Source organism: Acinetobacter sp. YH12131, assembly GCF_013418635.1.
In the GTDB taxonomy this organism is placed as follows: Bacteria; Pseudomonadota; Gammaproteobacteria; order Pseudomonadales; family Moraxellaceae; genus Acinetobacter; species Acinetobacter towneri.
Genome location: NZ_VPBQ01000004.1, coordinates 188958 through 214105, shown reverse-complemented (window position 1 = coordinate 214105; position 25148 = coordinate 188958). Strand labels below are relative to the sequence as shown.

Sequence of the window (25148 nt, the reverse complement as noted above, 5' to 3'; positions counted from 1 at the left end):
AAATGGACAATGCCTATTCAGGAATGGGGACAAACGATTACTCAATTATCCATTTACTTTGAAGGTCGATTAGATGATATAATTAAAATCTAGTCAAATTTACTGACACAGAATTTTGAACGCCCTCTAGTGCTTTTTTATTGGGAACAATCTAAATATTAGTATTGCTTAATCAATTCATCTAATACCGCTTGATAATGAATTGCAATATCTTCAGCTAAGATTTTATAAACATTATCAAATTGCACCATCGGCCAGCCTTCTTTCCAGAATGGGAAAATATTGTGCAAATCATGCGTTACCACAGCATCTTCACGCACAATCGCTTGTGCAACCTGAGCCAATACTTGTGCAGTTTCTGTGCCATCAATGGCTAAATAATCAATCCCACGTGCTTTTAAAATACGCACACGGTCTTTTTTATAACGAATTTTTTTCATTTGCGCTTCATTTAACTGCAAAGCCAAACTCACCGCTTCTACAAATTTGCTTTCAAATGATTGATTCAGTGCCACCAACGCTGCTTTATGCGCTTCCTGACGACCTGCTTTCCCACCATTACGGATAATTTCTTTTGCCTCTGTGTCTAGCTCATCACTTTTCATAGACTGCAAAATGTCGAGTATTTCGATATCACTTAATGATTCAGGAGATTGGTCAATCATGTACTGCCCTTGGACAAAAATAGCAAAACGCTATTTTCGCACAATTTAGCTAAAAGCTCGACACATTCCGAAGCAATTGTTCACACAAGGCAGTGCTGCACCTATTACAGTGCAGCAGTTTAAAATTGATCTTTCAGCTTTGATCATCCTTGTTTATTTTAAATTTCTTATTGTTCCCTTAGTTTTTCTCCTGAATTTTACCGTCTATTTAAAACCCGTTATTTCAAATGAATAATCCAATAAATAACAGGTTTAACTTTTCAACTCACTTGTACTTTTTAGTAAAAAATAATTAACAGGTTGCTCTTTACACTTAATACAAGTTTTCGCGTTTATCATGATCGAGGCGGTCAATATAGCGCTCTAAATGTAGCATCGCATGATACATTTTATTTAAGTTCCCAACATTGATTTGCTGACGAACAATATTTTTGTGTAACCGTTTTAATGCACGTAGACTGTGCTTTGTCGTATATGCAGATAAAATTTTCATAAGCCTGCTCTCTATCAAATTATTTTACATGAACCGTTTTGTAATCTTGAGAATGAATTCAATGAATATAAAGATAAGGTTTATTATTGACAGGGTGTGTCCTACACCTCCTTAATATTTGACTATTTGGAAAAATTTTATTGTGTTGAATTGTAGTTTAAAGGAATATTTATGTAATTATGATTAAAATAATTGCTAAAACTGATTCAAAAAATCTTTGTTAAAATCCTCTATAAAGTACACATAAAAAACTGACACTCGGTCAGTTTTTTTATGTACGTTGATTTTAAATTTGAGTCTTTAAATCACTTCGACCACTACTTTGCCCACATGCTCGCCTGTATCCATTTCGGCATGCGCTTGCTGAATTTGATCAAACTGAAAGGTTTTATAAATCATAGGCAGACATTCACCTTTGGCTAACAATGGCCAAACTATCTCTTGCAAACCTTTGGTAATTTCAGCTTTTTCTGCAGTATCGCGGGCGCGCATGGTCGAACCCGTAATGGTAAGACGCTTCATCATAATTTGACCAAGTTTTACTTCTTTGGCTTTTGCACCACCTAAGAATGCGATATACACCAAGCGACCATCACGACGTAATAAGTTTAAATTACGTTCCAAATACGGCGCACCAACAATATCTAAAATGACATCGACCCCAGCATTGTCTGTCGCTTCGTTAATCACTTGTTCAAAATCTTGTGTCTTGTAATTAATTGCTGTGGTGAGATGTGAAATTGCTTGTACTTTTTCATCTGAACCTACGGTTGCAAAGGTTTTTAAACCTAAGGCATTGCACAGCATTAAAGCAGTTGTACCAATACCACTGGTTCCACCATGAATCAGCGCCGTTTCACCTGCTTTGGCTTTACCCATTTGGAATACATTGGCCCACACAGTAAAAAATGTTTCAGGTATCGCAGCGGCTTGTACAAAACTGACACCTGTTGGAATTGTCAAAGTCTGGCTTTCAGGCACAACACAATATTCTGCATAACCACCACCATTGGTTAAGCCACACACTGCATCACCAACTTTAAATTGGCTAACATCTGCACCCACAGCAACTACTTCACCTGCTACTTCTAAACCTGGCACTGGCGTCACGCCTTTAGGCATAGGATACAGACCCTGACGCTGTAAAATATCAGGACGATTCAAACCAAAAGCATGTACTTTGACCAAAACCTCATTGGCTTGTGGCTCAGGTATTGCAACCGTTTCATAGGCTAATTTTTCTGGGCCACCTGGTTCTGTAATAATAATCTGCTGCATTGTGTTTTGTGTCATGGCAAATCCCTGATTGTTTGATGCTGATATGAATTCTGACTATTTGAACATAAAACAGCAAAGCATTAAAACCCAGATTAACTTAGGTATAATTCTCATGCCGTGGTGTTTCATGCGTGATTAAATTTTTATTTATGATTAAAGAGTATGTGATGTCAGAAATTGTGGAATACAACGAAAATAATTACCGTGAGTTTGAATATGAAACAGGCGTTGCGGTGATTCGTTTTTATGCGACGTGGTGTACGCCTTGTGTTCAAAATGCACCATTTTTTGAGCAGCTTGCCCAACTTTTTGATGCTTCGGTAAAGTTTGGCAAAGTGAATGTCGATCAATCTCCAATTTTAACTTTGCGTTATCAAGTCTTTGGTTTACCGACCACTCTGATTTTTAAAGATGGGCAAATTGTTGAACGACTGTCGGGCAATGTTTCTGTCGTACAACTTCAACAAAAAATTCAGAGCTATCTTTAAGCCATGTAGAGTAGCGTCAACATATTAAGTTTGAATTACTACCTGATCGCGTCCTGCATGTTTGGCTTGATACAAATGCGCATCTGCAGCTTTCATAAAATCATCCACGTGCGTATACGCTTGTGCGCGAGTCATCCACGCTACACCGATACTTAAAGTCACATATTGTTTATGGTCTTCTCGTGCTACATGCTCAAAAGCTGCATCACGCACAGCCTGCAAGACCTTTTGCATGAGTGGTGCAATCGCAGGTTGCGGAATATCGTGCAGTAAAATGGCAAATTCTTCACCCCCATAACGTGCCACAAACGCATTTTTAGGCAAAGTATCTTGTAAAACTTTAACTAGGTTTTGCAGAATTTGATCGCCTTTTAAGTGCCCATAATGATCATTGTATTTTTTAAAATAATCGACATCGAGCATCGCAAAGACCAAAATATGTCGCTTATTTTGCAAGGTTTCAAAATACAAACGCTGAATTTCTTCATTTAATGCACGGCGATTATATGCCCCTGTTAATGCATCGGTTTTAATCTGTATTTCCAGTTTTTCATTCAAAAGACTGAGTTGTTCAGTGCGTTCCTGCACTTTTAAATCTAACGAGCTGTTTAAATGAATCAGTTTTTGGTTCAAGCGTTCAATGCGTAAGTTATGGTAGGCATAATTTCGTGCCTGCTGAAACATGATGAGCAATGCATAAACACTGGTCGAAATAAAAGATAAATGAATGGAATTGACCAAATTCAGCATTAATAAAAAATCATGAATAAATGTGCCACACAGAATAATTACTGCCCAAAAATTGATTCTAGAATAATGCTCTCCTGAATGCAGGGTTTGATAAAATCCATAAGCAAAATTTGCCAAAATCAGCACAAAGAAAAAAGAACTATAAAATGCCAACTGCTGAAAAATAGTGGGTTCTGCCCACAGCGTCACCCCAATATTAAAGCTCAATAACAGCATTGCCGCGCTATATACCCAACGATGCAAATAGCGCGAACTGAGCAAAAACATATAACTCAGGAAAAATAAAATCGCTAAAAAACTAAATAAATATTCGAGTCTTATTCCCCAAGACCAACTTAAATTCAGGAAAGTGGTATAGGCATAGGGTGCAGAAAATAAATTGTGTAATGCCAGAAAAACAATAAAAATGCCGAAAATAAAAATACGCTTGGTCTTTCCACCATTTGCAAGACTAAATGCCGAAAACATCAAGGTAAACAAACCAATACCAAGTACTGCCCCACAAATCATGGCAATACTCATCATCAAACGCTGATACTGTTGATTGATGGTGCGACTTAAACCAATTTTCATTGGATTTTTTAAACCACCTTGCAAGCTCTGAAAGCTAGACGCTTGAATGGTCAGGGTAAAATATTCACTTTCAGGAACAAAATATGCAATTCGTGGGGCATTTTCGGTTTGGTGACTACTCGCATCTGCACCGACTGTGCCAACACGCACCAGTGGATCGCCATTTAAAAATACCCGATAGGCGCCATATTGGTTGGGAATCCAAATCGCAATACGTCTGCCTAGAAATTCTTTTGGAATTTGAAAGTGCCCAATAAAAGTGCCGTAAGTATTGGCATTGCCCATTAAATCTTCAAATGAAGCAGGCAATTCAACGGTATTCGATGCCAGTACCGCACTGGGTTCTTGAATCAATTGTTGCGGATAAAACAACCATCGCCCAGTCAAAATACTCGATTGATCTTCAGTAAATTGAACAGAATTGAGCAGTTGTTGATGTAGATAGTAAGATTCAGGTGCAGACTCATACTGCGCCAACACACGCGGTGGTGTGAGTACACTGCACAGTAAAATTAAGAAGAGTAATGCACACTTGTGCCACATCCGAGTGAAATTCAAAAATGCAAAAGTCCTATTGTGCTTGTTTTTTAATCTAATCGTTCTTGCACTAAATTTGAAGTAAAAAATTAAGTCATTTATGCTAGACCTTACTGGCATCGGATGAATGACTTAAATTCTAGCGGTTTGGCTAAGTTGAAAGGTGTTTATTGATCGCGTGTTTTCACATCATACAATTCAATTTCAAAAATCAAATTAGAATTAGCAGGAATGATATTGCCCATTTTGCGCTCACCATAAGCCAAATGCGCAGGTACGATCAGTTTGCGTTTACCACCCACTTTCATCCCCATGATGCCTTGATCCCAGCCTTTAATGACACGACCTGTACCAATCACGGTTTCAAAATAGTTACCACGGTCTAAGGATGAATCAAACTTGGTGCCATCTTCCAACCAGCCTGTGTAATGCGTAGTAATTAAAGCGCCTTTAACCGCTTCTTTCCCCTCACCCACCACCAAATCAATAATTTCTAATTCTGCACTCATGTTCATCTCCAAATATTTACACTTCGATGTTTAAGATAATTTCCAGCTCGTGCAAGTGTTATTGCAACTGTGTCCACTCAATCTGAGCCTGTGCCTGATCGCCAATCAATGTCCATTCGCCATCCATTACATTCAACTGCAATTGCATGGTACGTTCGCATAAAGCTTGAACGGCTTCGGTACTCGCTGGCGATAGTTGCCACACTTCAACATTATTTAAAGTTTTGATTTTACTGTTACGTTTGTACCATTCATCTACCGATGAACCATAAGCAATAATCGCAACTTGCTTACAACGCGAACTGGCTTTTTTGACTTTGTCTTCATCTGGGCAACCGACTTCAATCCACTTAATTAACTGCCCTGTTAAGTCTTTTTCCCACAAAGCAGGCTCATCGGTTTCAAATAAATCTTTGGTAAATTCCAAAGCTTCATCTGCATAACGTGCGAATGCCAAAATACGCACCATCAATCGCTCAATAGTTTCAGAAGGATGCAATGCCATGGTGAGCTGATAGTCACCGTATTGATGCACATCCATATTGGCAATGTTCAAATCTGCCTTATAAATTGTCGCTTTCAGCGCCATTGTCTATTCCTAAAACTATGTTTAAATTTGCCACTAAGCATAATGGATTTTCTGTGATTTTGCTGTATCGTTTGCCCGATAACGTATAGATTTCAGTCTAGAACCGCAGCAGCATCGACCCGATACGCCAATAGTTCAGCCTCAAATTTTTCCCAATCCCGCGCGGTTTGATAAATAATTTCCAACCGATTGTCTATGCCTTCATCGGTAGATTGATAATTAAATTGCTGCGGATTGAAGTTGAAACTTTTCCAACCCTGATTGGTATAAAAAATTCCTTTAATACGCAGCCAATCTTGCTGTTCACAGAGTAAATCTAATAAGGGATAAAAGTCGAATTGCCAACGTTTAGGCAATTTCCAACCTGCGACTGCATATCCTTGTGCAGTTTCGACATAGTGATATGGCAATTGTTTGATTTCTGCAGACTCTTGCAGATTTGTAGAGCTGACCTTCTGTTGCAATTTTAGCAACGGCTGAATTTTACGCTGTGTACCGACATACGGTATATCCATTTCGGTCAAAGCCAGATGACCCTGTTCTGCTTTCAACCATTTTTGCGCGTAGGCTTGATATTCCTGTTGTAGTTGTATGAGGGCTTGCTCATCTGCCGCCTGCATTTGGTCTGCATGTGACACCACAATAATTTGTGCAGCTTTGAGCTGATCGGCATACAGGTTTTGCTGCGTCCACGCCTGATCATGCAAACGCGAACCATCTACTACCGTCACCAAGGCGCGCATCGATAAATGCGTATGCCAATGTGGTTCGGTCAGTTGTTCCAAGAGTTGCGCAGGATGCCCCAAACCTGTCGGCTCGATGAATAAACGGTCAGGCTTCGCTTCGGACAATAAACGCGACAAAGCAATTTGCATAGGCAATTGGCTGCTACAACATAAGCAACCGCCCAATAATTCTTTGACTTGATAACCCTGTTGCTGAGGTAAGAGTTGTTGATCGACCCCGATTTGTCCAAATTCATTCATCAGCACCGCCCAAACTTCATGTTCTGGTTTTTGGCTGAGTAACTGTTTCAATAAGGTGGTTTTTCCTGCACCGAGAAAACCAGAAATAATATGCGTCGGGACTGCTTTTTGTGGTGCAATTAATTTCAAAATAAGCTCACTTTATTGAATTTCAAACAACTCAAGCATGCTAAGCAAGTTTAGCGATTAGTTCAATCTGAATCTAAACACACTGAAATTTATTCATTTCAGCACATCTATCACCATCATGATTTGAAAAATTCGCTTACATTTATTACGTGATGATCTGCAACTTATTTGGGGAAATACACGAGTTTTAGCCGCTTGATGTTATGTTTTATTGCCAACCACGCAATTTTATTGCGGAAAACACAGCCATTTTGATTGGATTTGACTGCATATTTAAAACAAAAATTACCAAACTACGACCTATTCATCATCATTGTGCGGTTCAAGTAACCGTCATTGTTTTGCTTTGTTGCAAGCATTGATCCCATAGCTTTGGCTCTTTAGCATGAGTTCCTGTTCAGCCCGTTCAAATCAGGTGATGACTGACTTGAACACTTTAGCCGCAATAAGTTTTTTTACTTAATGCTTGTGCTGAGCACTCCCTACTACTCATGAAAAACTTTAAATAAGGATGCCAAACCATGAAATTGACACAAATTTTACTCGCATCAACTTTTGCTTTTGCCACTGCAACTACTTTTGCTGCAAAGGCTGAATCGACAGCAACAGAACAGGAAAAAGTGGTTGTTTCAACGCAGGAAACTGTGGCTGAACCAGCTTCAGAACAAGCTGCTGCACAACCTGCATCTGAAGCAAGCACTGAAACCCCTGCTGCATCGACGCAACAGCCTTAAAACTTAGATACATTTAAAAATGTAAATCGAATACAAAAACTGAGTTTTCCGCCACTCTCTCGGTTTACTCAGTTTTTGTTTATCTGCATAACTAATCAATATTGCCTTGGACAAAATTAAAAAATAGGCACAAAAAAACCTGTCTACAATTGCAAACAGGTTTTCAGCTAAATTTGATGAAAACTTAGTTTTGTTCAGTTTTCTTATAAATGCTGCAAGATGGATGATGATTTTCTTGCAAACGTGCTACTTTACGCTGCTCTGCTGCTTCAAAACGGCAACGCTTCCAGTCATTGTCTAATTTCAACGCAGGGATTTGTTTTGGTTTACCATTTTCATCGACAGCAACCATAGTGAAGTAACAGCTGTTGGTATGGCGCACTGTACGCTTTTGAATATTTTGTGCTTCTACACGAATCCCAATTTCCATTGAAGTACGACCGACATGGTTCACACTAGCAAGGAAAGTCACCAATTCACCCACATGAATCGGCTCTTTAAAGTTCACTTTATCAACCGAAAGGGTCACCACATAACTACCCGAATAGCGGCTTGCACATGCATACGCCACTTGGTCTAATAGTTTTAAAATTGTTCCACCATGTACATTCCCTGAGAAATTTGCCATGTCGGGTGTCATTAACACGGTCATGGTTAATTCTGACTGGTCATCTAACACTGGGGCAATTTGATCTAATGGTGACATCGCGTTCTCTAGACTCTTTTAAAGACAGTAAGATATGAGCCTATTATTATATCGCGTTTATAAAAGTTTGAATGTTCATTTCGGCAACAACTGCATCATTATTATTTATATTGTTTATGATAACATTTATTTAAAATTATAAGACTAAAGACTAAGACTCCCAAGCTGTTATTTTTTAATCCATTTCTGATTTTTTAGAATATTTGTTCAAATTGAATATTACGTGAATCCCCCTGATTCAAGTGTTCAAAAAACAATCTAAAATCTTTTATTCAATGGATTATTCAAGCAAATTTCGGCGAATTTACACAAAAAAAGTTCAATTTCCCCGTAAATTTTCAAACTTCGCTGCGACATTTAAACCAAGCGCAGCATTTCCTGCGACACATTGCTATAAGTCAAAGTTTGTTCGGTACTCAGTGCAGCTTCAATCACATAAGAACCATCTGGATTAATCATCGTCACTGTAAAAATAACTTGCTCCATAGTAGCAAGTTTCACCTGCTGTCCAATTTCAAAGCCGTGCATGAAGTATCCCCTCGATTTTTTATAAAGTTTTAAAGTCCTGAAGCACAAAAGTTAGGCCGTCTTGGAAGCATGTTCAATTGGTAAACTGCTTAAAAAACGAATTCAGTAAATGCTGCATAGAATAAATGGAAACAGTGCGAAAGAACACGCTAAAAAATTGATTTTAAGTCTAAACACCTCATCTCAGTATTTAGATATCTTTAGGGTATCTTTATTTTTAAACTATAATATCAAATACTTACAAAGAATAAATCTAAGCAATCTAACATTAAAGTTATTTTTATCAAGCACCTAATTAGACTTAAGTTAAATCTGTTGATTTCATTGAATTGACCTAAATGAAGGATCTGGACAGCTATTTAAACTGTCCATAAAGCCCAAAAGTATTACTCACTTTATAGTCTACAATTCTATGCCCATGCGCATAATGATGCTGTTGATAGACCTGATCAATTTTATTTAATTGCGCTGCAGTTGCTTCTGCGCCTGCCAACATGGTCGCTTCGCGCCCTTTCACATCAAAAATATGGGCTTTTTCACGTAAATCGGGTTGAATGACCACATCTGCCAGTTTCAATTCTTCATTGGCCAAATGCTTTTGCATAATATTAATATTTTGGTTAAACAATCCCCACACATTACTGGTTTCAGTATGAATAGGCTGCGCCAAAATATTCACGGCAATCACAATATCTGCCCCTAAATCGCGTGCAACCTTGACAGGTACAGGGCTCACTAAACCACCATCGACATATTCATGTTCTGCAATTTTAGTAGGTACAAACATACTTGGGATAGACACTGACGCACGCACCGCTTGACCCGTATTGCCATAATTAAATACAACTTTTTTGCCTTCTTTTAATTCAGTCGCCACCACGTACATCGGGATTTTAAATTGCTCCAAACGGAGTTGATCGACTTGTGCATTGACATAATTTTCAACTTTTTTACCATCAAAAAAGCCTTTTAAATCTAAAGTCACATCCCGCACATCATTGGCTTTCATATTCATGGCAATTTCACGTAATTGCTGTGCATTTTTACCACTGGCATAAATTGAACCGACAATGCTGCCTGCGCTGCTGCCCACAATAAAATCAGGATGAATACCGTACTGCTCAAGTACTTCAATTACTCCAATATGTGCATAACCACGAGCACCACCACTGCCCAAAACCAATGCAACAATTGGACGTTTTTTTTGTTGTTTTAACTGACGAAAATCAATTTGATTCAGGCGTGACTCTGCTTCAACCACGGGCTGCGACTCAAGTAAAGTTTGAGTCGAAAATTGCTGCTGTGATGGCACTGCCTGACATCCCACCATCAATAATGCTGTAAGAGATACATACCCAATTTTCATAATGACCTTCTTGAATCCATAGGTTTCAGTCGATATTTCACCGCCAATCGTGACAAGGTTGATCAGCTAACTTGATACAGCAACCATCTTAACCATGCCACTGATGCTATTTGTTTCGCCTTGCATGACCGCCCATAGTCTATCTATTATTTTAACCGATCCTTGTAGTAATTCGTTAAACTGTCACGTCTAGCCACTACAGTGGCGCACAAGTCGAATCTGTCTAAAATTATATGCCAACACCTTCTTATTCCTTATTATTCTGGATTTTTCTGCAATTAGGCTGTCTGTCTTTTGGTGGGCCTGCAGCGCATTTGGTGTTTTTCCATCAGCGTTTTGTGCAACAACTCAAATGGCTAGATGAATCCCAGTATTCACAAATTGTCGCACTTGCACAACTCTTACCTGGCCCAACTAGTAGTCAGGTGGGGTTAGCGATTGGTTATTTGCAAAAAGGCTATTGGGGTGCAGTCCTAGCTTGGTTGGGTTTCACCCTACCTTCAGCGTTGTTTATGGCATTGGTTGCAGTTTTGGGACATCAATATTTAGATGTACTGTCGTCAAATAGCTTTCACAGTATTCAACTGATCGTATTGGCCGTGGTGGCTTGGGCATTTTGGCAAATGTTGCGCAGTTTTTGTAAAACGGTTTGGCAATATGCCTTAATGTTTGCTTCTGCCCTATTTATTTATCTGGTGCCATTGAGCTTCAATCAAGTTTTAGTGATTCTGATTGCCGCTTGTTTTGGCATTTGGATGGCGAAACGCGCAGCACCAACTGCTGCACAATCATCCACCAATACAACGGCGACAGATACGCATTTTACTGCGGCACATTTACTCAAACATCGTCGTTATGCTGTATTTTGGGCAGTACTTTTTGTTGCACCCTTTATTGTGCTGTCAGGTCTAAACTGGCTGCAACCTCAATTACTCTATGCAGCCAATTTAAGTTTCTATCAAGCCGCATCTTTGGTCTTTGGCGGTGGGCATGTCATTTTGCCTTTATTGCATCAAGATTTTGTTAGCACAGGCTTAGTCAGTGCAGAACAGTTCGATTTGGGTTATGCCATGGCGCAATTGGTGCCTGGCCCACTGTTCAGCTTTGCAACATATTTGGGCAGTTTGATTCCAATGACAGAATCTATGCTGCTGAATGCGACTTTAGCCACGTTGGCGATTTTTCTGCCATCTTTCTTTTTAGTATTTTCGACTTTGCCTTATTGGTCTTGGTTGATGCAGCAAGCCTATATTCGTCATGCGGTTATAGGGATTAATGCAGCGGTAGTCGGTTTGCTGCTGTATATGGTGCTCGAAATGGCACAGCGTCATATTTTGAGTATTGTTGATCTGCTGTTTATTGTTTTGGTGATTGGATTATTAAAATCCAAACTACCTGTTTGGCTCAGTCTAATTGGTAGTTTTCTGGTCTATACAGCATTCTTGCATTTCATGGCTTAAATTAAAAATGCTATCGATCAAATAAAAATGCCAGTTCAATTGAACTGGCATTTTTTTGTGGATGATTGAATCAAGCCTGAATGCTTTGGAGCTTAGCCACCAAAGAATTTTAGAATAGATTGAATCACCGCAACGTTAATTAAATCGACAAAGAATGCACCACACAGCGGCACAATCAAGAACGCTTTATAAGATGGACCATACATATTGGTAATGGCCTGCATATTGGCGACTGCTGTTGGCGTTGCCCCCATCCCAAAACCACAGTGTCCTGCTGCCAGCACGGCTGCATCGTAGTTTTTCCCCATAATACGAAAGGTTACAAAGGCAGCATATAACGCCATTGTGAGTGCTTGCGCACCTAAAATCACCATCAACGGACCTGCCAAATCGGCCAATTGCCATAGTTTGAGTGACAACAACGCCATCGCCAAATATAACGATAAAGATGCATTCCCAAACACATCAATCGCACGGTCAAAAATATTAACTTTAAAAATACTTTCTAAGACATTACGCAGAACCACACCGCCCGCCAATGCCCAAACGAAAGTTGGTAATTCAAACATGCTGCCTTTGGCAGCGCCTGTCATAAATTCGGCAAATGCCAAACATCCAGCAAATAAACCCAAAGTAGTAATTGCATTATCTGCTGTAATTAAACGAACCTGATGCGGATATTCAAATGGAATAAACTCATTGGAATCTTGATCCGCAGGCGTATTATCGCGTTTTTCAATTTGTTCGTCGGTACGTGGTACAGCCAATTGATGACGGTTGATTAAAGTTTTAGCCAGTGGACCACCAATTAAACCACCAATAATTAAACCAAAGGTCGCACTTGCCATGCCCAGTGCCAAAGCACCTTGAATACCATATTGGGTTTCTAAAATTTCACCCCACGCACCTGCCGTACCATGACCGCCAGTTAAGGTAATTGAACCTGCAATTAAACCAATTAGTGGATCAATACCTAACAATGTTGCAAGACTAATGCCGACAATGTTTTGCAACACAATAAATATGGAAATTGCAATCAAGAAAATAATTAAACCGATTCCGCCCTGACGCAATTTTGTGAAGTTCGCGCTTAAACCAATCGAGGCGAAGAAAATAAGCATAAAGCTAGTTTGCAATGCGCTACTGGTGGTAATGCTATAACCCCAAAATTGATTCACCAACAATGAAACAATAGCGGCAACCAAACCACCTGCAACAGGTTCAGGAATATTATAGCGTTTTAAAAAATCAATTTTATTGACTAAAAGTCGCCCTAAGAGCAGGACGATGACCGCAGCAATCAGCGTATAAAACGCATTAAAAGTAAATTCCATGGCAATATCCATATAGTGATTGCAGATTATTTTTAATATGATGAAGAACTGTCTATGCAAACCAAAGCATTTGCATCACTATGACTCTAAATCAACTAAAAAATGCCGCAATACAAAGTATGTAAACAGTATCGTATTTGACCGAAGTTTAAGAGGTATGCATTTCGCTCAACCAACCCATCCTTTGGTTTCACTCAAGCGTTATCATCTGCGTTTGCCTAGAACAGAAGAAAAGAAAGACAAAAGACAGCATTTTCACTTTCGGGGTGACTTCGAGTGCAAACAACTGAATCGGCTTAACACTGAGAGGTAATCTCATATAAGCTCCAAAATATCTGAGGTGGATAAATACCTTCCGTTAAAGATAATCAACCACTTGATAAAAAACAGCAAGATTAAAGGTCGATCATTATGCATTTTTTTTGACAAAAAGCTGCTATTTTCTGCGTTTTTTCTATAATTTTTAATGATTGTTTTCAGCTATAAGAGAAAGTTACAACATTCCTTTAAACTGGATAAAATTTAAGTTATTGAATTAATGCTATAAATTTTATACATAAAAAAACAGAGCTTAAAATTAAGCTCTGTTTTGGATTTTGCTCAAAAGTAGCGACTTAGAAGCTATAACGTGCCATGAAACCTACACGATCATCACTGAATTTTTGACCTTTGAAAGTTTCACGCTCACCGTTGATATACTCAATACCTAAATCGACTGGTTTTACAGGTGAATAGATAAAGTTAATCCACGCTTGTTGTACTTTCTCGTTAGCGCCATCATTTAAACGCGCATAGTCTGTACCATCATCTGCAAATAAAGCACCATAAGCTAAAGTTGAACGCAGTTGTGGTGAGAACTTATAAGTTGCGCCCACTTGTACACCAATCGCTTCATTTTGCTCAATGTTCTTATTAGCATCAAGTACATACGCAGAGTTATTGCCATATAAGTAGTTGCTGTTACCTTGTACATAAGATACATCAGCAGACACTTTTAATGGTTCTGAAACTTGGTAGTTGGTACCTGCAGCCACCCCCCAACCTGTTTTATCATCACCAGAAGTAGCTTTATAATGTTCTACCAATGCACGTGCAGAAGCAGAACCTTTACCTTCTGCATAAGCTTGAGTCACTTTTGCCGTTAAATTTGGTACACGATAAGTAATATCAGTACCAGAACTATTACCTTCTTCAGCAGAAACGAATAATTGTGTCGCAGGCGCTAATTTATAGTTGTAGCGTACTTGCGGCACACGTGCTGTACCACCACCAATGTTAGTCGCAAAATCAATCATTTCTGGTGCATGATTTGACAAGAAATTCGATGTAGTTTGACCAAATAACCAGTTGTTTAAAGTCAAATAAGCATGACGGATACGTAAGTTTTCTGATTTGTCATTATCAGAACTTGCAAAATCAACTTCGATTTTACCACCTAGCTTGTTGTCACCCATTGGCGTATTAAAATCTAATCCAAAACGAGTAACTTTTGGTGTAGCACGTAATTTATCTTTTGTAGATTTAGTTGTTGCATTACCCACAGTATGAGTACTGTTAAAGTCACTATCCGCACCATCAATAATATAGTTCGCATCGCCACGGATCGAACCATAAATAGATACGTCTGCACCAGATTTAGACTTTAAGCTGCTTAATGCACTTGCAGGTGCAGCAGGTTTCGCCTGTTGTACTTGGGCAATTTGAGTTTGCTGCTGTTGTTGTACTTGCTGTTGTTGCTGAATTAACGATTTCAACGCTTCAACTTCTTGACGAAGTTCTTGAATTTGTTGTTGCTCAGTTTTTGCTGCGTGAGCAGTACCCACCATTAATGTTGTAACGGCAATCGCCAAACCTTTGATCATAAACTGACCGTTGAATAATTGACTCATTCATTTCTCCAAAATAAAACAACGCTGCATCCGTGCATGATGATTTTGTTCGTCATCTATCGATTTCACTTCGAATTATAAAAATGGCTTAAAAATCAACACACTTTTGCCCCAATAGACAAAGACACATCAATATTAAAAATATTACAATTTGTGTCATTTATTACAGGCTTAAATCTATCAAGTTATGACGTTTATTAAAATCAGTTTTCCCGAATAAGAAATCACAATTAATCATAATTACAGATTCAAACAATTAAACCATATAAAATTCAATACTTTAAATAGGTTGATTATTCAAGTATTTACACCACCATTAGACTATTGTATATATTTCAGTTCTGTCTAAAAGCCCGATTTTTTCGAAAAAAATCACCATTTGAAAAAGTATTGACCCCAACTCAGTCTGATTGAGGTTGCAAAATATGAAAAACGGCAAACATCCCAAACCCAATAAATAGCAGCATTAATACAGCCATATTCAGCAAAGCACTGCCTGTTAAAAAGTTGAGTAACACCCCACCAATCAAGCCACAAAAGAATTGCACACTGCCCATGACCGCACTGGCTGTTCCTGCACGTGCGCCCTGTTTTGCCATTGCCAGTGCCATAGCATTCGGGCCTGTAAAACCAATCCCAGACACAGCAAGAAATAAACCGACCATCACCAATGCCAAAGGTGCATACCCCAAACTACCTGCAAGCAGTAGAATGACCGCACCACTCAGTTGAATCATGCTGCCCAATTTTAAGCGTTGTAACACACCCAATTTGCCACTGATTTTTTTATTCAGGGTCGAAAACAGCATAATACCAATCGCATTGGCACCAAACACATAAGCAAAAGCTGTTTCACTCAAGCCATATTGATCCATCATGACTGCACTTGAACCGCTGATATAGCAAAACAATGCCCCACCAGTCAGACAGCCTGCCAACATTGGAAAACGAAAATCACGATCTTTTAAAATGGCAAAATATAAGGTCAGTACTTGCTGAAAGTTCAAATTTAAACGACGTTCTTTCGCCAAAGTTTCTTTAAAAAAGAAGTGCACACATAAACAGCAAATAATTCCAACGCAGGTCAGCACTACAAAAATAGCTTGCCAATTCATCCATCTAAGTACCCATGCGCCCAGCGTAGGTGCAATAATGGGCGCAATGGTCATCACAATCATCATGCTCGAAAAAGCTTGAGCGGATGTTTGCAAATCCAAGCGATCACGAATAGCTGCTCGTGCAATTACCACACCCACACAGCCACCCAAAGCCTGCAAAATACGTGCAGCAATCAGTCCCCATTCATTTTGTGCAAACACACACAACATACTGGCGAGTGAAAATAGTGCCAAGCCAAAATATAAAGGCGGCTTACGTCCAATCCGATCACTCAGCGGCCCGTAAATCAGTTGACCCAATGCCAAACCTAAAAAGTAGGCAGGCAAACTGTTTGCGACCATTTGGGTCGATACGCCAAACTCGCTTGCCATAACGGGCAAGGCAGGCAAATACATATCAATCGATAAAGGCCCAAGCGAAGTCAATAACGCCAACAATAAAATCCACGCAGTCGAATATTGCCGCATGTTGGGTTGTTGCCTAGATGGTGGCGTACTGCTTGAACTTGGCAGCGTTTTCGATATGCTCATATTTTATGATGAAATGACAGATGTACAGACAAGCTTACACGCTCCATAGTATGATTTGTTGTGATCAAAGATGAATTTTCACATATTAGGCACTCTAAACATCTCATCTACAGTTACAATGTACGCAAACCTTCATCTTGCAGCATAAATCTCTGTTTAGACAGAAAAGTTTACTTAAAGGAATGATGTTGAAACCTTGGCTGATAAAGCTCAAACAAGCGACCTATAACACCACATTTATGTATAACATCCGCATGCTCATTGCATTTGCGGGAACTGCTTTTGTTCCCTATTTTATGGGGATGCAGCTTGCCACTATTCCTTTAACTTTAGGTGTGCTTGCCGCAGGTTTGAGTGATATTGATGACCGTTTTTCGGTGCGTATTGTCAATCAGCTCTATACCTATATTGGTTTCTTTGTTACCGCCACATCAATTCAGTTTTTATTTCCGCATCCTATTTTATTTGCTACAGGCTTAATCCTGTCGTGTATTGTCTTAATTTTGCTCGGTTCGCTCGGACGACGTTATGCCACCATTTCTTATGGCTGTTTGGTGGTGTCAGTCTATTCCATGCTTGGCGTCAACCTATTTGATGACTGGTACATGCAGCCGCTGCTTTTGGTTTCGGGCGCAATTTGGTACGGCTTAATTTCGACCATCAGCTTTTTACTGTTCCCTGTTCGTGCCTTACAAGACAAACTTTCACTCAGTTATTCTTCTTTGGGTGATTTTTTATTTGCCAAATCAAATCTATTTGATGTGGATATGACTGCACCGAGTTATCAACAAAGTATCATTGATTTATCACTTGAAAATGGCAAATTAATTGCGATTTTTAACGACTTAAAAACCGCTTTACTGACCCGTTTAAAAGGTGACCGCGGGCAAAAAGATACCCGACGTAGCTTACAGTATTACTTTGTCGCACAAGACATTCACGAACGTGCCGACTCTGCACATATTGATTATCAAAAACTGGCGAAAATATTTCAGCACAGCGATATTTTATTTCGCTTCCAACGCATTTTGTCGATTCAGGGCAAAGCCTGTAAAGATTTAAGCGAAAGCATTTTGCACCGTAAACCTTATGTGCATAACAAGCGTTTTAAACATGCTTTTGAAAATCTTAAACAGTCTTTAGAAAAACTGCGCAGTGAACAGCAATATGACCAAGTCTGGATTAATGCATTGTTTGCCCTATACCAAAACCTGAAATCTATTGATGCTCAATTGCGTAACCTTGAAACCGAACGCAATATTAAACTGGATAAATCAAAACATATTGAACAACAACTGAAAGATGACGACTTAAAAAGTTGGGATGATATTGTCATTCGGATCAAGCAGCATTTAACCCCAGAATCGGTCTTGTTCCGCCACGCCATTCGTTTGTCGATTGTACTATTGATTGGCTATATTTTTGTGCAAGTCACCAATATTCAATATGGCTACTGGATTTTACTGACCGCCCTGTTTGTGATGCAGCCCAACTTTAACACCACCAAACGACGTTTACGTTTGCGTATTATTGGGACGTTGGCAGGGATTGTAGTCGGCTACACCATTTTATATTTTGTACCATCTGTAGAAGGACAATTACTGGTTTTAGTGATTAGTGGCATGTTGTTCTTTGAATTGCGTAGTAAACAATATGCACAAGCCACTGCCTTTATGACCATTTTGGCGCTGATGAACTTTAACCTAGAGGGTTTAGGCTATGCTGCAGCCGTACCACGTATGGTCGATACCTTAATTGGTTGTGCGCTAGCATGGTTTGGCGTGAGTTTTATCTTCCCCGATTGGAAATTCCGCCGTCTATCACGCACGATTCGCCGCTCACTCACCGCGCAATGTGGCTATTTGGCAGAAGTGATTGAACAATATAAAAATGGACGCAACAACGGTTTGAATTATCGTGTCGTGCGCCGTGCTGCTCATAATACCGATGCAGAAGTTGCTTCACTGATTTCAACACTCGCCACCGAACCTGATTTTGACCCCAATCAAAAAGCTCAAGCCTTTGAGTTCTTGTGTCTAAATCACACCTTTATTAGCTATATTGCTGCACTTGGTGCGCATCGTGACAAAATTGACGATCAGGAAGTCTTGCAACTGCTCGATCAAGCAATGGACGATATTCAAGGTGCTTTACTGAAAGATGAAACGCCAGATTTAAGTGCACACAACATGTTGCAAACCATTCGTCAGCGTTTAAGCCAAAACAAAGAAGAAGATCAAAAATCATTAATTATTTTGCAGCAATTATCTTTGATGATGAGTATCTTGCAACAATTAAGTCGCTTAAAACAAAGTTTAAGCCACGAACATGATCAGGACGCAACTGAACTGGCGTCTTTATAAACAATCCTGCAAACGGTCAGTGCCTACTTATTCGCCCTAAGCTGCACAAGTATTCACCGACCTTAGCATGATTTTGCGACAATATACTCACTGCATGACAGCAATTAATGCTAAACTTTTTATAGTTTTAAATTTGTTAGTTTCACTATGACCGCGAAAAGTTTATACGCCTATACCCTACAGCCTGTGATCTACGAAGTTTCTGAAGAAGAACAACGTCACGCACAACTGGTAATTTGGCGCAGTACCAATAAAATTGGCATGAAAGCATGGATTATTATGGGTGTGATTGTTGCCCTTTCCATTTTAGGCATTCTGCTATTAAAAAATTATTCGACAATTTTCTGCTGGGTTGCCATTGTCTGTGTGGTGCTCTACCTGCTCGTGCGTAAATACGGCTTGGAATGGTACGTTAAGCGAAAAATGAATGAATTTCCTGTTCAAGAAATTAAAGGGATTCGTTTAGGCGTACAGCCGCACGGTATCGTGATGCGTCAGCAAATGGGCGCTCAAGAAGGCGTGGGTGCAATTGGCTGGAAAGATGTGTATGAATGGTACAATACCCCTGAGTTTATCTTGATGAACTTCAAAGTAAAAGGTCAGCAAGGTGCTTATATTCTGCCTAAGCGTATGGACAGCAAGAACTTTTCGTTCAACACCATTCGCAAGCATTTGACTGAAGCTGCAGGTGAAGCCAAGCAAATCTAAATATCCCTATTTAAAAATAAACCTCTATCCCCTGTGATGGAGGTTTTTTTTGCTTAAAATTAAAACAATGAACGATAATGAGAATAAATAGCATTTGCATTAACTTCATCTCTGCATTATTCTGCATCACAATTCATACTCAACAACCAACGTTTATGCTGAAGAAAGCCTTTTTCCAAATTCACTGGTTCCTTGGTATTACTGCAGGACTGATCTTGTCACTCATGGGCGTGACAGGTGCGATTTATTCCTACGAACAAGAAATTCTAAAATGGATGAATCCGAACAGTTATCAGGTACAAGTTGAGCAGAAAGCCAAACTAAGCCCTGCAGAAATTTATCAACATTTTCAGCGTACCCAACCTGACTATAAAATTAATAGCATCACCGTTGCAAAAGACCCGGCTGCATCTTCAACCATCAATATTGCGAAAGAAGGTGCAAAACGTGGACAAAATATCCTGATTAATCCTTACTCGGCAGCAGTGTTGCCTGAAATTCGGGGACGTGAATTTTTCCAGTTTATTCAGCAATTACACCGCAACTTAACCGTAGGGCCTATTGGTAAACAAATAACCGCTGCATGTACCCTCATGTTGTTGTTCTTTGTGTTAAGTGGCATTTACCTACGCTGGCCAAAACGCCATTCATTCAAACAATGGTTTGCGATTAAACCACAACTCAAAGGTCGCAATTTTATTTGGGACTTACATGCTGTGGTGGGTACATGGGTAGTGATCTTCTATCTTGTTATGGCATGCACAGGGCTATATTGGTCGTATGATTGGTGGCGCAATGGTATGTTTAAAGTCATGGGCGTGGAAAGACCACAAGCACAATTGCAAGCAGATGGGCGCAATAAAACTGCAAATCCAAACGCTCAAGTACCTCATCAAGCAACGCAAATGCAGACTGCTAAAGATCGCCCAAATACAGAAAAACCAGCCAAGAAAAATACGCTGGATCAGGCACAAATTAATCTTGCTTTGACCCAGGCATGGCAACATTTCCCGCAGCAATTGGGGCAGGATTATTCCAGTATCACTTTTAACGTGCCTAAACATGCCAATAGTGAAATTGAAATTAACTTTGTCGATGTCATTCCACAACATGAACGTGCCCGCAATAGCGCAACTTTTAATTATCAACAAGCGCGTATTACTCAACTTGAATTATATGCAAACAAACAGCTTAATGAAAAAATCATGAGCAGTATGCTACCTGTGCATCGCGGTAGTTTCTTTGGACCTGTTTATCAATTTTTGGCCATGCTTTCTGCATTGATGATGCCGCTGTTTTTCGTCACAGGTTGGATGCTGTATTTAAAACGTCGTAAACAAAAGCGTTTGACTCTTGCTGCACGTCAAAACCAGACTCAATTTCAAATCGACCCAAATGCTGCACACTGGCTCATTGTCTATGCCAGCCAAACAGGTACTGCCGAACAATTGGCATGGCGCACCGCTACTAGTCTGCAAGAAGCACATCAGCCTGTCACAGTCAAAGCCCTGCAACATCTCAGCCTTGAAGATCTTAAAAACACCACCCAACTGTTATGTATTGCTAGCACTTATGGCACAGGTGATGCACCCGATTTGACCTCAAGTTTTGTGAAAAAAATCCTACCGCAAACCTGTGACCTGAGTCATTTGCGTTATGCAGTACTGGCTTTAGGTTCACGTGAATATGCAGATCATTACTGCCGTTTTGGACATACGATTGCTGCATGGCTGCAACGTAATCAAGCACATGCCTTGTTCAATACCATTGAAGTAAATAATGCCAATCCTGCAGACATACAGCGTTGGAATCAGGCTTTGGTACAGGTCACACAACTTGACTTACCAAGTATGCATATCGAAAAAACTTTTGATACATGGACCTTACAGCAACGTGACTTGCTAAATCCCAACAGTTTAGGCGCACCCGCCTTCAATATTGAACTGTTAGCACAACATGATGTACATTGGTCTGCAGGTGATATTGCAGAAATTCAGCCTGAAAACAGCACTGCACGGATTCACGCCTTTTTAAAACAGCATCAACTCGATGCCAATACAATTCTTGCTGATGGTCAGCAAACCTTAGTACAGGCTTTGGCAGATAAAGACCTCACCGCGCCAATTCAGACATTTAAAACTGCGGATGAATTATTGGCACAACTTTCACCCTTGCCTAGTCGTGAATATTCAATTGCCAGTATTCCTTCACAACAGGTTTTAAGACTTGTGGTGCGTCAAAAATTCGATGCTCAAGGCGAGCTTGGCTTAGGTTCAGGTTGGTTAACTGCACATGCTGCACTTGGGCAAAATATCGCATTACGCATTCGCAATAATCCATCTTTCCATTTAATTGATGATGACCGCCCAATTATTTGTATTGGCAACGGTACAGGGCTTGCAGGATTAATGAGCTTATTGCATGCACGTACCCGCCTGAATTACACCCAAAACTGGTTGTTTTTTGGTGAACGTCAGCAAGCGCACGATTACTTTTATCAGCACACCATCGAGGCTTGGCAAAGCACAGGTATGCTACAACGCCTTGATTTGGCCTTTTCCCGTGATCAAGCCGAAAAAGTCTATGTACACCATAAGTTACGCGAACAGGCTGAAGAATTAAAACGCTGGATTGAACAAAATGCCGTGATTTATGTCTGCGGTAGCATTCAAGGCATGGCCAGTGATGTCGACCAAGCCTTAAAAGATATTCTAGGTGAAACTCAACTGGAACAATTACGTCAGCAAGGACGTTATCGCCGAGATGTGTATTAGGATTTGTTGACACTTTTTAAATGGCTTGCGCTGTAGCTCTATAGCTAAAACTTGGCAATTCACCCAAGTTTTATCCATAGCCTCAGCCGAAACATAATTCAGTTGAGGCAAAATTTTTCAGCAGCTTCGGCTATACTGTTTGTACAGCATCACAGTACAATAAAATTATGCAAGGCATGCAAGCAAGTCACGTACAAACACAATTTAGTCTATTTAAAAGAATATTGAGTAGCCTAATTGGATTAATTTTAGTATTGGATGGTGCCTATCTCATCAGCTTAAAGAAAATTCATTTCGGCACCGTTTTACCTGTTTTAATAGGCATGATGCTGCTGTGTTATGCCATTTTCTATACTTGGATTCAAAGCTACTTAAAACAACATACACGCTTAGATTGGCTGTGGAAATTCGGTTGGGGCGTATTTTGGCTGTGGTGCATCAGCCTGCTGATCTTTTTTACTTATATTCATTTCAGTACACAGCAGCAAAATACTGTAACCAACAATGCTAAAGTGGTGATTGTACTCGGCAGTGGCATTGAAAATGGACAACCATCGCCCACGCTCGCCAAACGACTGGATACAGCAGCCGCGTATGCCTTGGAGCATCCTCAAAGTTATTTCATTGTTAGTGGTGGCCCTGCATTTGCGGAACAACTCACTGAAGCACAGGTGATGTCTAATTATTTGCAACAACGTTATGCAATTGCAGCATCACACATTATCTTGGAAACCCAAAGCACCAGTACGGCATTTAATTTGAAAAACAGTCAGCCCTTGCTGCATACATTAGGCACAGATAAAACCCAACCGATTATAATTGTCACCAGCGACTTTCACACACCACGTGCAGCAGCCATTGCCAAACGACAAGGATACACACAGTTCAGCATGCTCAGTGCAACGACACCACTCTATACCCGCTATAACGCATGGTTACGCGAGTATTTTGCTTATATCAGTGGTTGGCTGCTGAATGAGTATTAAAAATAAAATCTAGCAAGCAGATCGCTTAATTCAAACGTATCGAGCGTGGTAAAGGAATTTGCATATCTTTAAAAAATTCAGGTTTTTGCATATACACCTGATACAAATAATTTTTTAGATCAAGCAATAACTTTTCAGGGGCAACCAATACATTCTGCCCTTCTGGGCTTAGATTCATCGAAATATTGGTGGCTTCCTGACGTAAAAATGGAATCACTTTTTCAATAAAATCTTTCAGTGAAATTTCTTCGACTTGATAATTGGCCCAATTGTCTTTAATTAACAGTTTTGCCAGACTTTTATTTTGCCACATTGCAAAAGCACGTTGCCCTGTAGGCGTGGCACAGAGCGCCCAGCCATCTTCATACAATGCAAAAACATGCCCCTGAGACACAATGGTCTCAATAAATTGCTTGTAAATATCTTGTGCATTATAAGTTTGCGTTGCTTGCTTAGATGCAGCTTTACGTTGATAAGGATTTCGCATAAGTCACGGATATTAGTATTATTATTAAATAAAAATTTTAGGCGAATTTATTGCAATACGCAAGTAATATAAGATAAATGAGGATGAAAGGATATGGTGGGCGCTGACGGGATCGAACCGCCGACATTCTGCTTGTAAGGCAGACGCTCTACCAACTGAGCTAAGCGCCCTGAAGATTAAAAAATAACATCGTTATTTTTTATGATGCAAGACAAGCAAAGAACGTCGTCTTGAACTTTGAAATACATTTTTCACATCAGGGAATGAAAAATGGCGCAGCGGACGGGGCTCGAACCCGCGACCCCCGGCGTGACAGGCCGGTATTCTAACCAACTGAACTACCGCTGCAACGGTAATTGCGTAAGCAATTAAGGTCTTTTTTGTATGTATGCCAAGCATAAATACTAAAATATGGTGGGCGCTGACGGGATCGAACCGCCGACATTCTGCTTGTAAGGCAGACGCTCTACCAACTGAGCTAAGCGCCCTGATAAGATCAAAACAACATTTTGTTCTGATTTTGCAAAACTGTCAAACTTTGCATCATTTCAGTTTAAGTCTATCAGGCAACCTAAACTTTTCTTTTGAATGGCGCAGCGGACGGGGCTCGAACCCGCGACCCCCGGCGTGACAGGCCGGTATTCTAACCAACTGAACTACCGCTGCATCGCAAAAGAATCTGGTGGGCGCTGACGGGATCGAACCGCCGACATTCTGCTTGTAAGGCAGACGCTCTACCAACTGAGCTAAGCGCCCTCAAAAGCAATTTTATGTAAATGGCGCAGCGGACGGGGCTCGAACCCGCGACCCCCGGCGTGACAGGCCGGTATTCTAACCAACTGAACTACCGCTGCACTTACACAAAGTCACTATTGTGGTACAAACAATGGTTAAAGAATCTTAAGTGGCGCAGCGGACGGGGCTCGAACCCGCGACCCCCGGCGTGACAGGCCGGTATTCTAACCAACTGAACTACCGCTGCACGTAAGAATCTATAACGTAAAGGCTTGGTGGGCGCTGACGGGATCGAACCGCCGACATTCTGCTTGTAAGGCAGACGCTCTACCAACTGAGCTAAGCGCCCTTAACGTCTTTATCGTTTGTGAGGTGCATTATAGAGAATCTTTACCGCCTGTCAAACGCTTTTCGGCTTGTTTTCAGTTTTTT

The 25148-nt window shown here is 40.1% G+C and carries 21 protein-coding genes and 8 tRNA genes; 7 read left to right on the top strand and 22 right to left on the bottom strand.

The annotated features are described in order from the left end of the window. Nucleotides 1-158 precede the first annotated feature (158 nt). The 3 genes from FTU66_RS05295 to FTU66_RS05285 form a co-directional block, all read right to left on the bottom strand. A complete protein-coding gene (locus FTU66_RS05295) occupies nt 159-665 on the bottom strand; it encodes a hypothetical protein (RefSeq protein ID WP_180112433.1) in 507 nt (168 codons plus the stop codon). Between the two features lie 313 nt (nt 666-978). Further along, complete coding sequence (locus FTU66_RS05290) at nt 979-1158, bottom strand: hypothetical protein (protein ID WP_131262037.1); 180 nt, start codon at nt 1156-1158, stop codon at nt 979-981. A gap of 300 nt (nt 1159-1458) precedes the next feature. After that, nucleotides 1459-2451 carry an NAD(P)H-quinone oxidoreductase gene (locus FTU66_RS05285; RefSeq protein ID WP_179996988.1) on the bottom strand — a complete coding sequence of 331 codons (993 nt, stop codon included), beginning with the start codon at nt 2449-2451 and terminating at the stop codon, nt 1459-1461. Nucleotides 2452-2603: 152 nt separating this feature from the next. On the opposite strand from FTU66_RS05285, the gene FTU66_RS05280 reads away from it, so the two are divergent. Continuing rightward, entirely contained in the window at nt 2604-2924 is a 321-nt protein-coding gene (locus tag FTU66_RS05280) for a co-chaperone YbbN (protein ID WP_004977299.1), read from the top strand. A gap of 24 nt (nt 2925-2948) precedes the next feature. Here the strand turns inward: FTU66_RS05280 and FTU66_RS05275 are convergent, their stop codons facing one another. The 4 genes from FTU66_RS05275 to FTU66_RS05260 form a co-directional block, all read right to left on the bottom strand. Continuing rightward, nucleotides 2949-4790 carry a GGDEF domain-containing protein gene (locus FTU66_RS05275; protein WP_257222055.1) on the bottom strand — a complete coding sequence of 614 codons (1842 nt, stop codon included), beginning with the start codon at nt 4788-4790 and terminating at the stop codon, nt 2949-2951. A 161-nt stretch (nt 4791-4951) separates the two neighbouring features. Then, a complete protein-coding gene (locus tag FTU66_RS05270) occupies nt 4952-5293 on the bottom strand; it encodes an FKBP-type peptidyl-prolyl cis-trans isomerase (protein WP_004977304.1) in 342 nt (113 codons plus the stop codon). 58 nt (nt 5294-5351) lie between these two features. Beyond that, nucleotides 5352-5882 (bottom strand): YaeQ family protein, encoded by a 531-nt coding sequence (locus tag FTU66_RS05265; RefSeq protein ID WP_004977306.1) that lies wholly within the window; start codon nt 5880-5882, stop codon nt 5352-5354. Between the two features lie 92 nt (nt 5883-5974). Then, the gene (locus FTU66_RS05260; protein WP_180112432.1) at nt 5975-6997 is read right to left on the bottom strand and encodes a GTP-binding protein; all 1023 of its coding nucleotides are present in this window, start codon (nt 6995-6997) and stop codon (nt 5975-5977) included. A gap of 521 nt (nt 6998-7518) precedes the next feature. Between FTU66_RS05260 and FTU66_RS05255 the strand changes: the two genes are divergently transcribed. Next, on the top strand, nt 7519-7731 hold the full coding sequence (locus FTU66_RS05255; protein ID WP_004977309.1) for a hypothetical protein: 213 nt from the start codon (nt 7519-7521) through the stop codon (nt 7729-7731). A 184-nt stretch (nt 7732-7915) separates the two neighbouring features. Here the strand turns inward: FTU66_RS05255 and FTU66_RS05250 are convergent, their stop codons facing one another. The 3 genes from FTU66_RS05250 to FTU66_RS05240 all read right to left on the bottom strand — a co-directional run bounded on the left by FTU66_RS05250 (nt 7916) and on the right by FTU66_RS05240 (nt 10295). Then, nucleotides 7916-8437 (bottom strand): acyl-CoA thioesterase, encoded by a 522-nt coding sequence (locus FTU66_RS05250; RefSeq protein WP_004977311.1) that lies wholly within the window; start codon nt 8435-8437, stop codon nt 7916-7918. 357 nt (nt 8438-8794) lie between these two features. Next, entirely contained in the window at nt 8795-8965 is a 171-nt protein-coding gene (locus tag FTU66_RS05245; RefSeq protein ID WP_004977313.1) for a hypothetical protein, read from the bottom strand. Between the two features lie 355 nt (nt 8966-9320). After that, nucleotides 9321-10295, bottom strand: a complete 975-nt coding sequence (locus FTU66_RS05240; protein ID WP_179989456.1) for a patatin-like phospholipase family protein — start codon at nt 10293-10295, stop codon at nt 9321-9323. Nucleotides 10296-10564: 269 nt separating this feature from the next. Between FTU66_RS05240 and chrA the strand changes: the two genes are divergently transcribed. Next, complete coding sequence (gene chrA / locus FTU66_RS05235) at nt 10565-11791, top strand: chromate efflux transporter (RefSeq protein WP_180112431.1); 1227 nt, start codon at nt 10565-10567, stop codon at nt 11789-11791. Between the two features lie 92 nt (nt 11792-11883). On the opposite strand, the gene gltS is transcribed toward chrA, so the two are convergent. The 3 genes from gltS to FTU66_RS05220 form a co-directional block, all read right to left on the bottom strand. Next, nucleotides 11884-13125 carry a sodium/glutamate symporter gene (gltS, locus tag FTU66_RS05230; RefSeq protein WP_180112430.1) on the bottom strand — a complete coding sequence of 414 codons (1242 nt, stop codon included), beginning with the start codon at nt 13123-13125 and terminating at the stop codon, nt 11884-11886. Between the two features lie 614 nt (nt 13126-13739). Beyond that, on the bottom strand, nt 13740-15014 hold the full coding sequence (locus tag FTU66_RS05225) for a DcaP family trimeric outer membrane transporter (protein WP_180112429.1): 1275 nt from the start codon (nt 15012-15014) through the stop codon (nt 13740-13742). A 401-nt stretch (nt 15015-15415) separates the two neighbouring features. After that, a complete protein-coding gene (locus tag FTU66_RS05220; protein WP_131261542.1) occupies nt 15416-16600 on the bottom strand; it encodes a multidrug effflux MFS transporter in 1185 nt (394 codons plus the stop codon). Nucleotides 16601-16851: 251 nt separating this feature from the next. Between FTU66_RS05220 and yccS the strand changes: the two genes are divergently transcribed. The 4 genes from yccS (at nt 16852) to FTU66_RS05200 (ending at nt 23494) form a co-directional block, all read left to right on the top strand. Beyond that, entirely contained in the window at nt 16852-19026 is a 2175-nt protein-coding gene (yccS, locus tag FTU66_RS05215; protein ID WP_131261543.1) for a YccS family putative transporter, read from the top strand. Between the two features lie 147 nt (nt 19027-19173). Continuing rightward, entirely contained in the window at nt 19174-19734 is a 561-nt protein-coding gene (locus tag FTU66_RS05210; protein ID WP_004977388.1) for a YcxB family protein, read from the top strand. 155 nt (nt 19735-19889) lie between these two features. Then, nucleotides 19890-22508, top strand: coding sequence for a sulfite reductase flavoprotein subunit alpha (locus tag FTU66_RS05205; RefSeq protein ID WP_180112428.1), 2619 nt, complete (start codon nt 19890-19892; stop codon nt 22506-22508). Nucleotides 22509-22675: 167 nt separating this feature from the next. Continuing rightward, on the top strand, nt 22676-23494 hold the full coding sequence (locus tag FTU66_RS05200; RefSeq protein ID WP_154320468.1) for a YdcF family protein: 819 nt from the start codon (nt 22676-22678) through the stop codon (nt 23492-23494). Between the two features lie 25 nt (nt 23495-23519). Here FTU66_RS05200 and FTU66_RS05195 read toward each other — a convergent pair whose 3' ends face one another. The 9 genes from FTU66_RS05195 to FTU66_RS05155 all read right to left on the bottom strand — a co-directional run bounded on the left by FTU66_RS05195 (nt 23520) and on the right by FTU66_RS05155 (nt 25065). Continuing rightward, nucleotides 23520-23981: a DUF2750 domain-containing protein gene (locus FTU66_RS05195; protein WP_004977378.1), complete on the bottom strand. Its 462-nt coding sequence runs from the start codon at nt 23979-23981 to the stop codon at nt 23520-23522. Between the two features lie 94 nt (nt 23982-24075). Next, nucleotides 24076-24151: transfer RNA gene (locus FTU66_RS05190), tRNA-Val, on the bottom strand. A gap of 101 nt (nt 24152-24252) precedes the next feature. Continuing rightward, nucleotides 24253-24329: transfer RNA gene (locus FTU66_RS05185), tRNA-Asp, on the bottom strand. A gap of 64 nt (nt 24330-24393) precedes the next feature. Then, nucleotides 24394-24469, bottom strand: a tRNA-Val gene (locus FTU66_RS05180). A gap of 101 nt (nt 24470-24570) precedes the next feature. Continuing rightward, nucleotides 24571-24647, bottom strand: a tRNA-Asp gene (locus FTU66_RS05175). A 14-nt stretch (nt 24648-24661) separates the two neighbouring features. After that, nucleotides 24662-24737 (bottom strand) — tRNA-Val (locus tag FTU66_RS05170). 21 nt (nt 24738-24758) lie between these two features. Beyond that, nucleotides 24759-24835: transfer RNA gene (locus FTU66_RS05165), tRNA-Asp, on the bottom strand. A gap of 51 nt (nt 24836-24886) precedes the next feature. Further along, nucleotides 24887-24963: transfer RNA gene (locus tag FTU66_RS05160), tRNA-Asp, on the bottom strand. A 26-nt stretch (nt 24964-24989) separates the two neighbouring features. Further along, a tRNA-Val gene (locus FTU66_RS05155) sits at nt 24990-25065 on the bottom strand. Between the last annotated feature and the right edge of the window lie 83 nt (nt 25066-25148).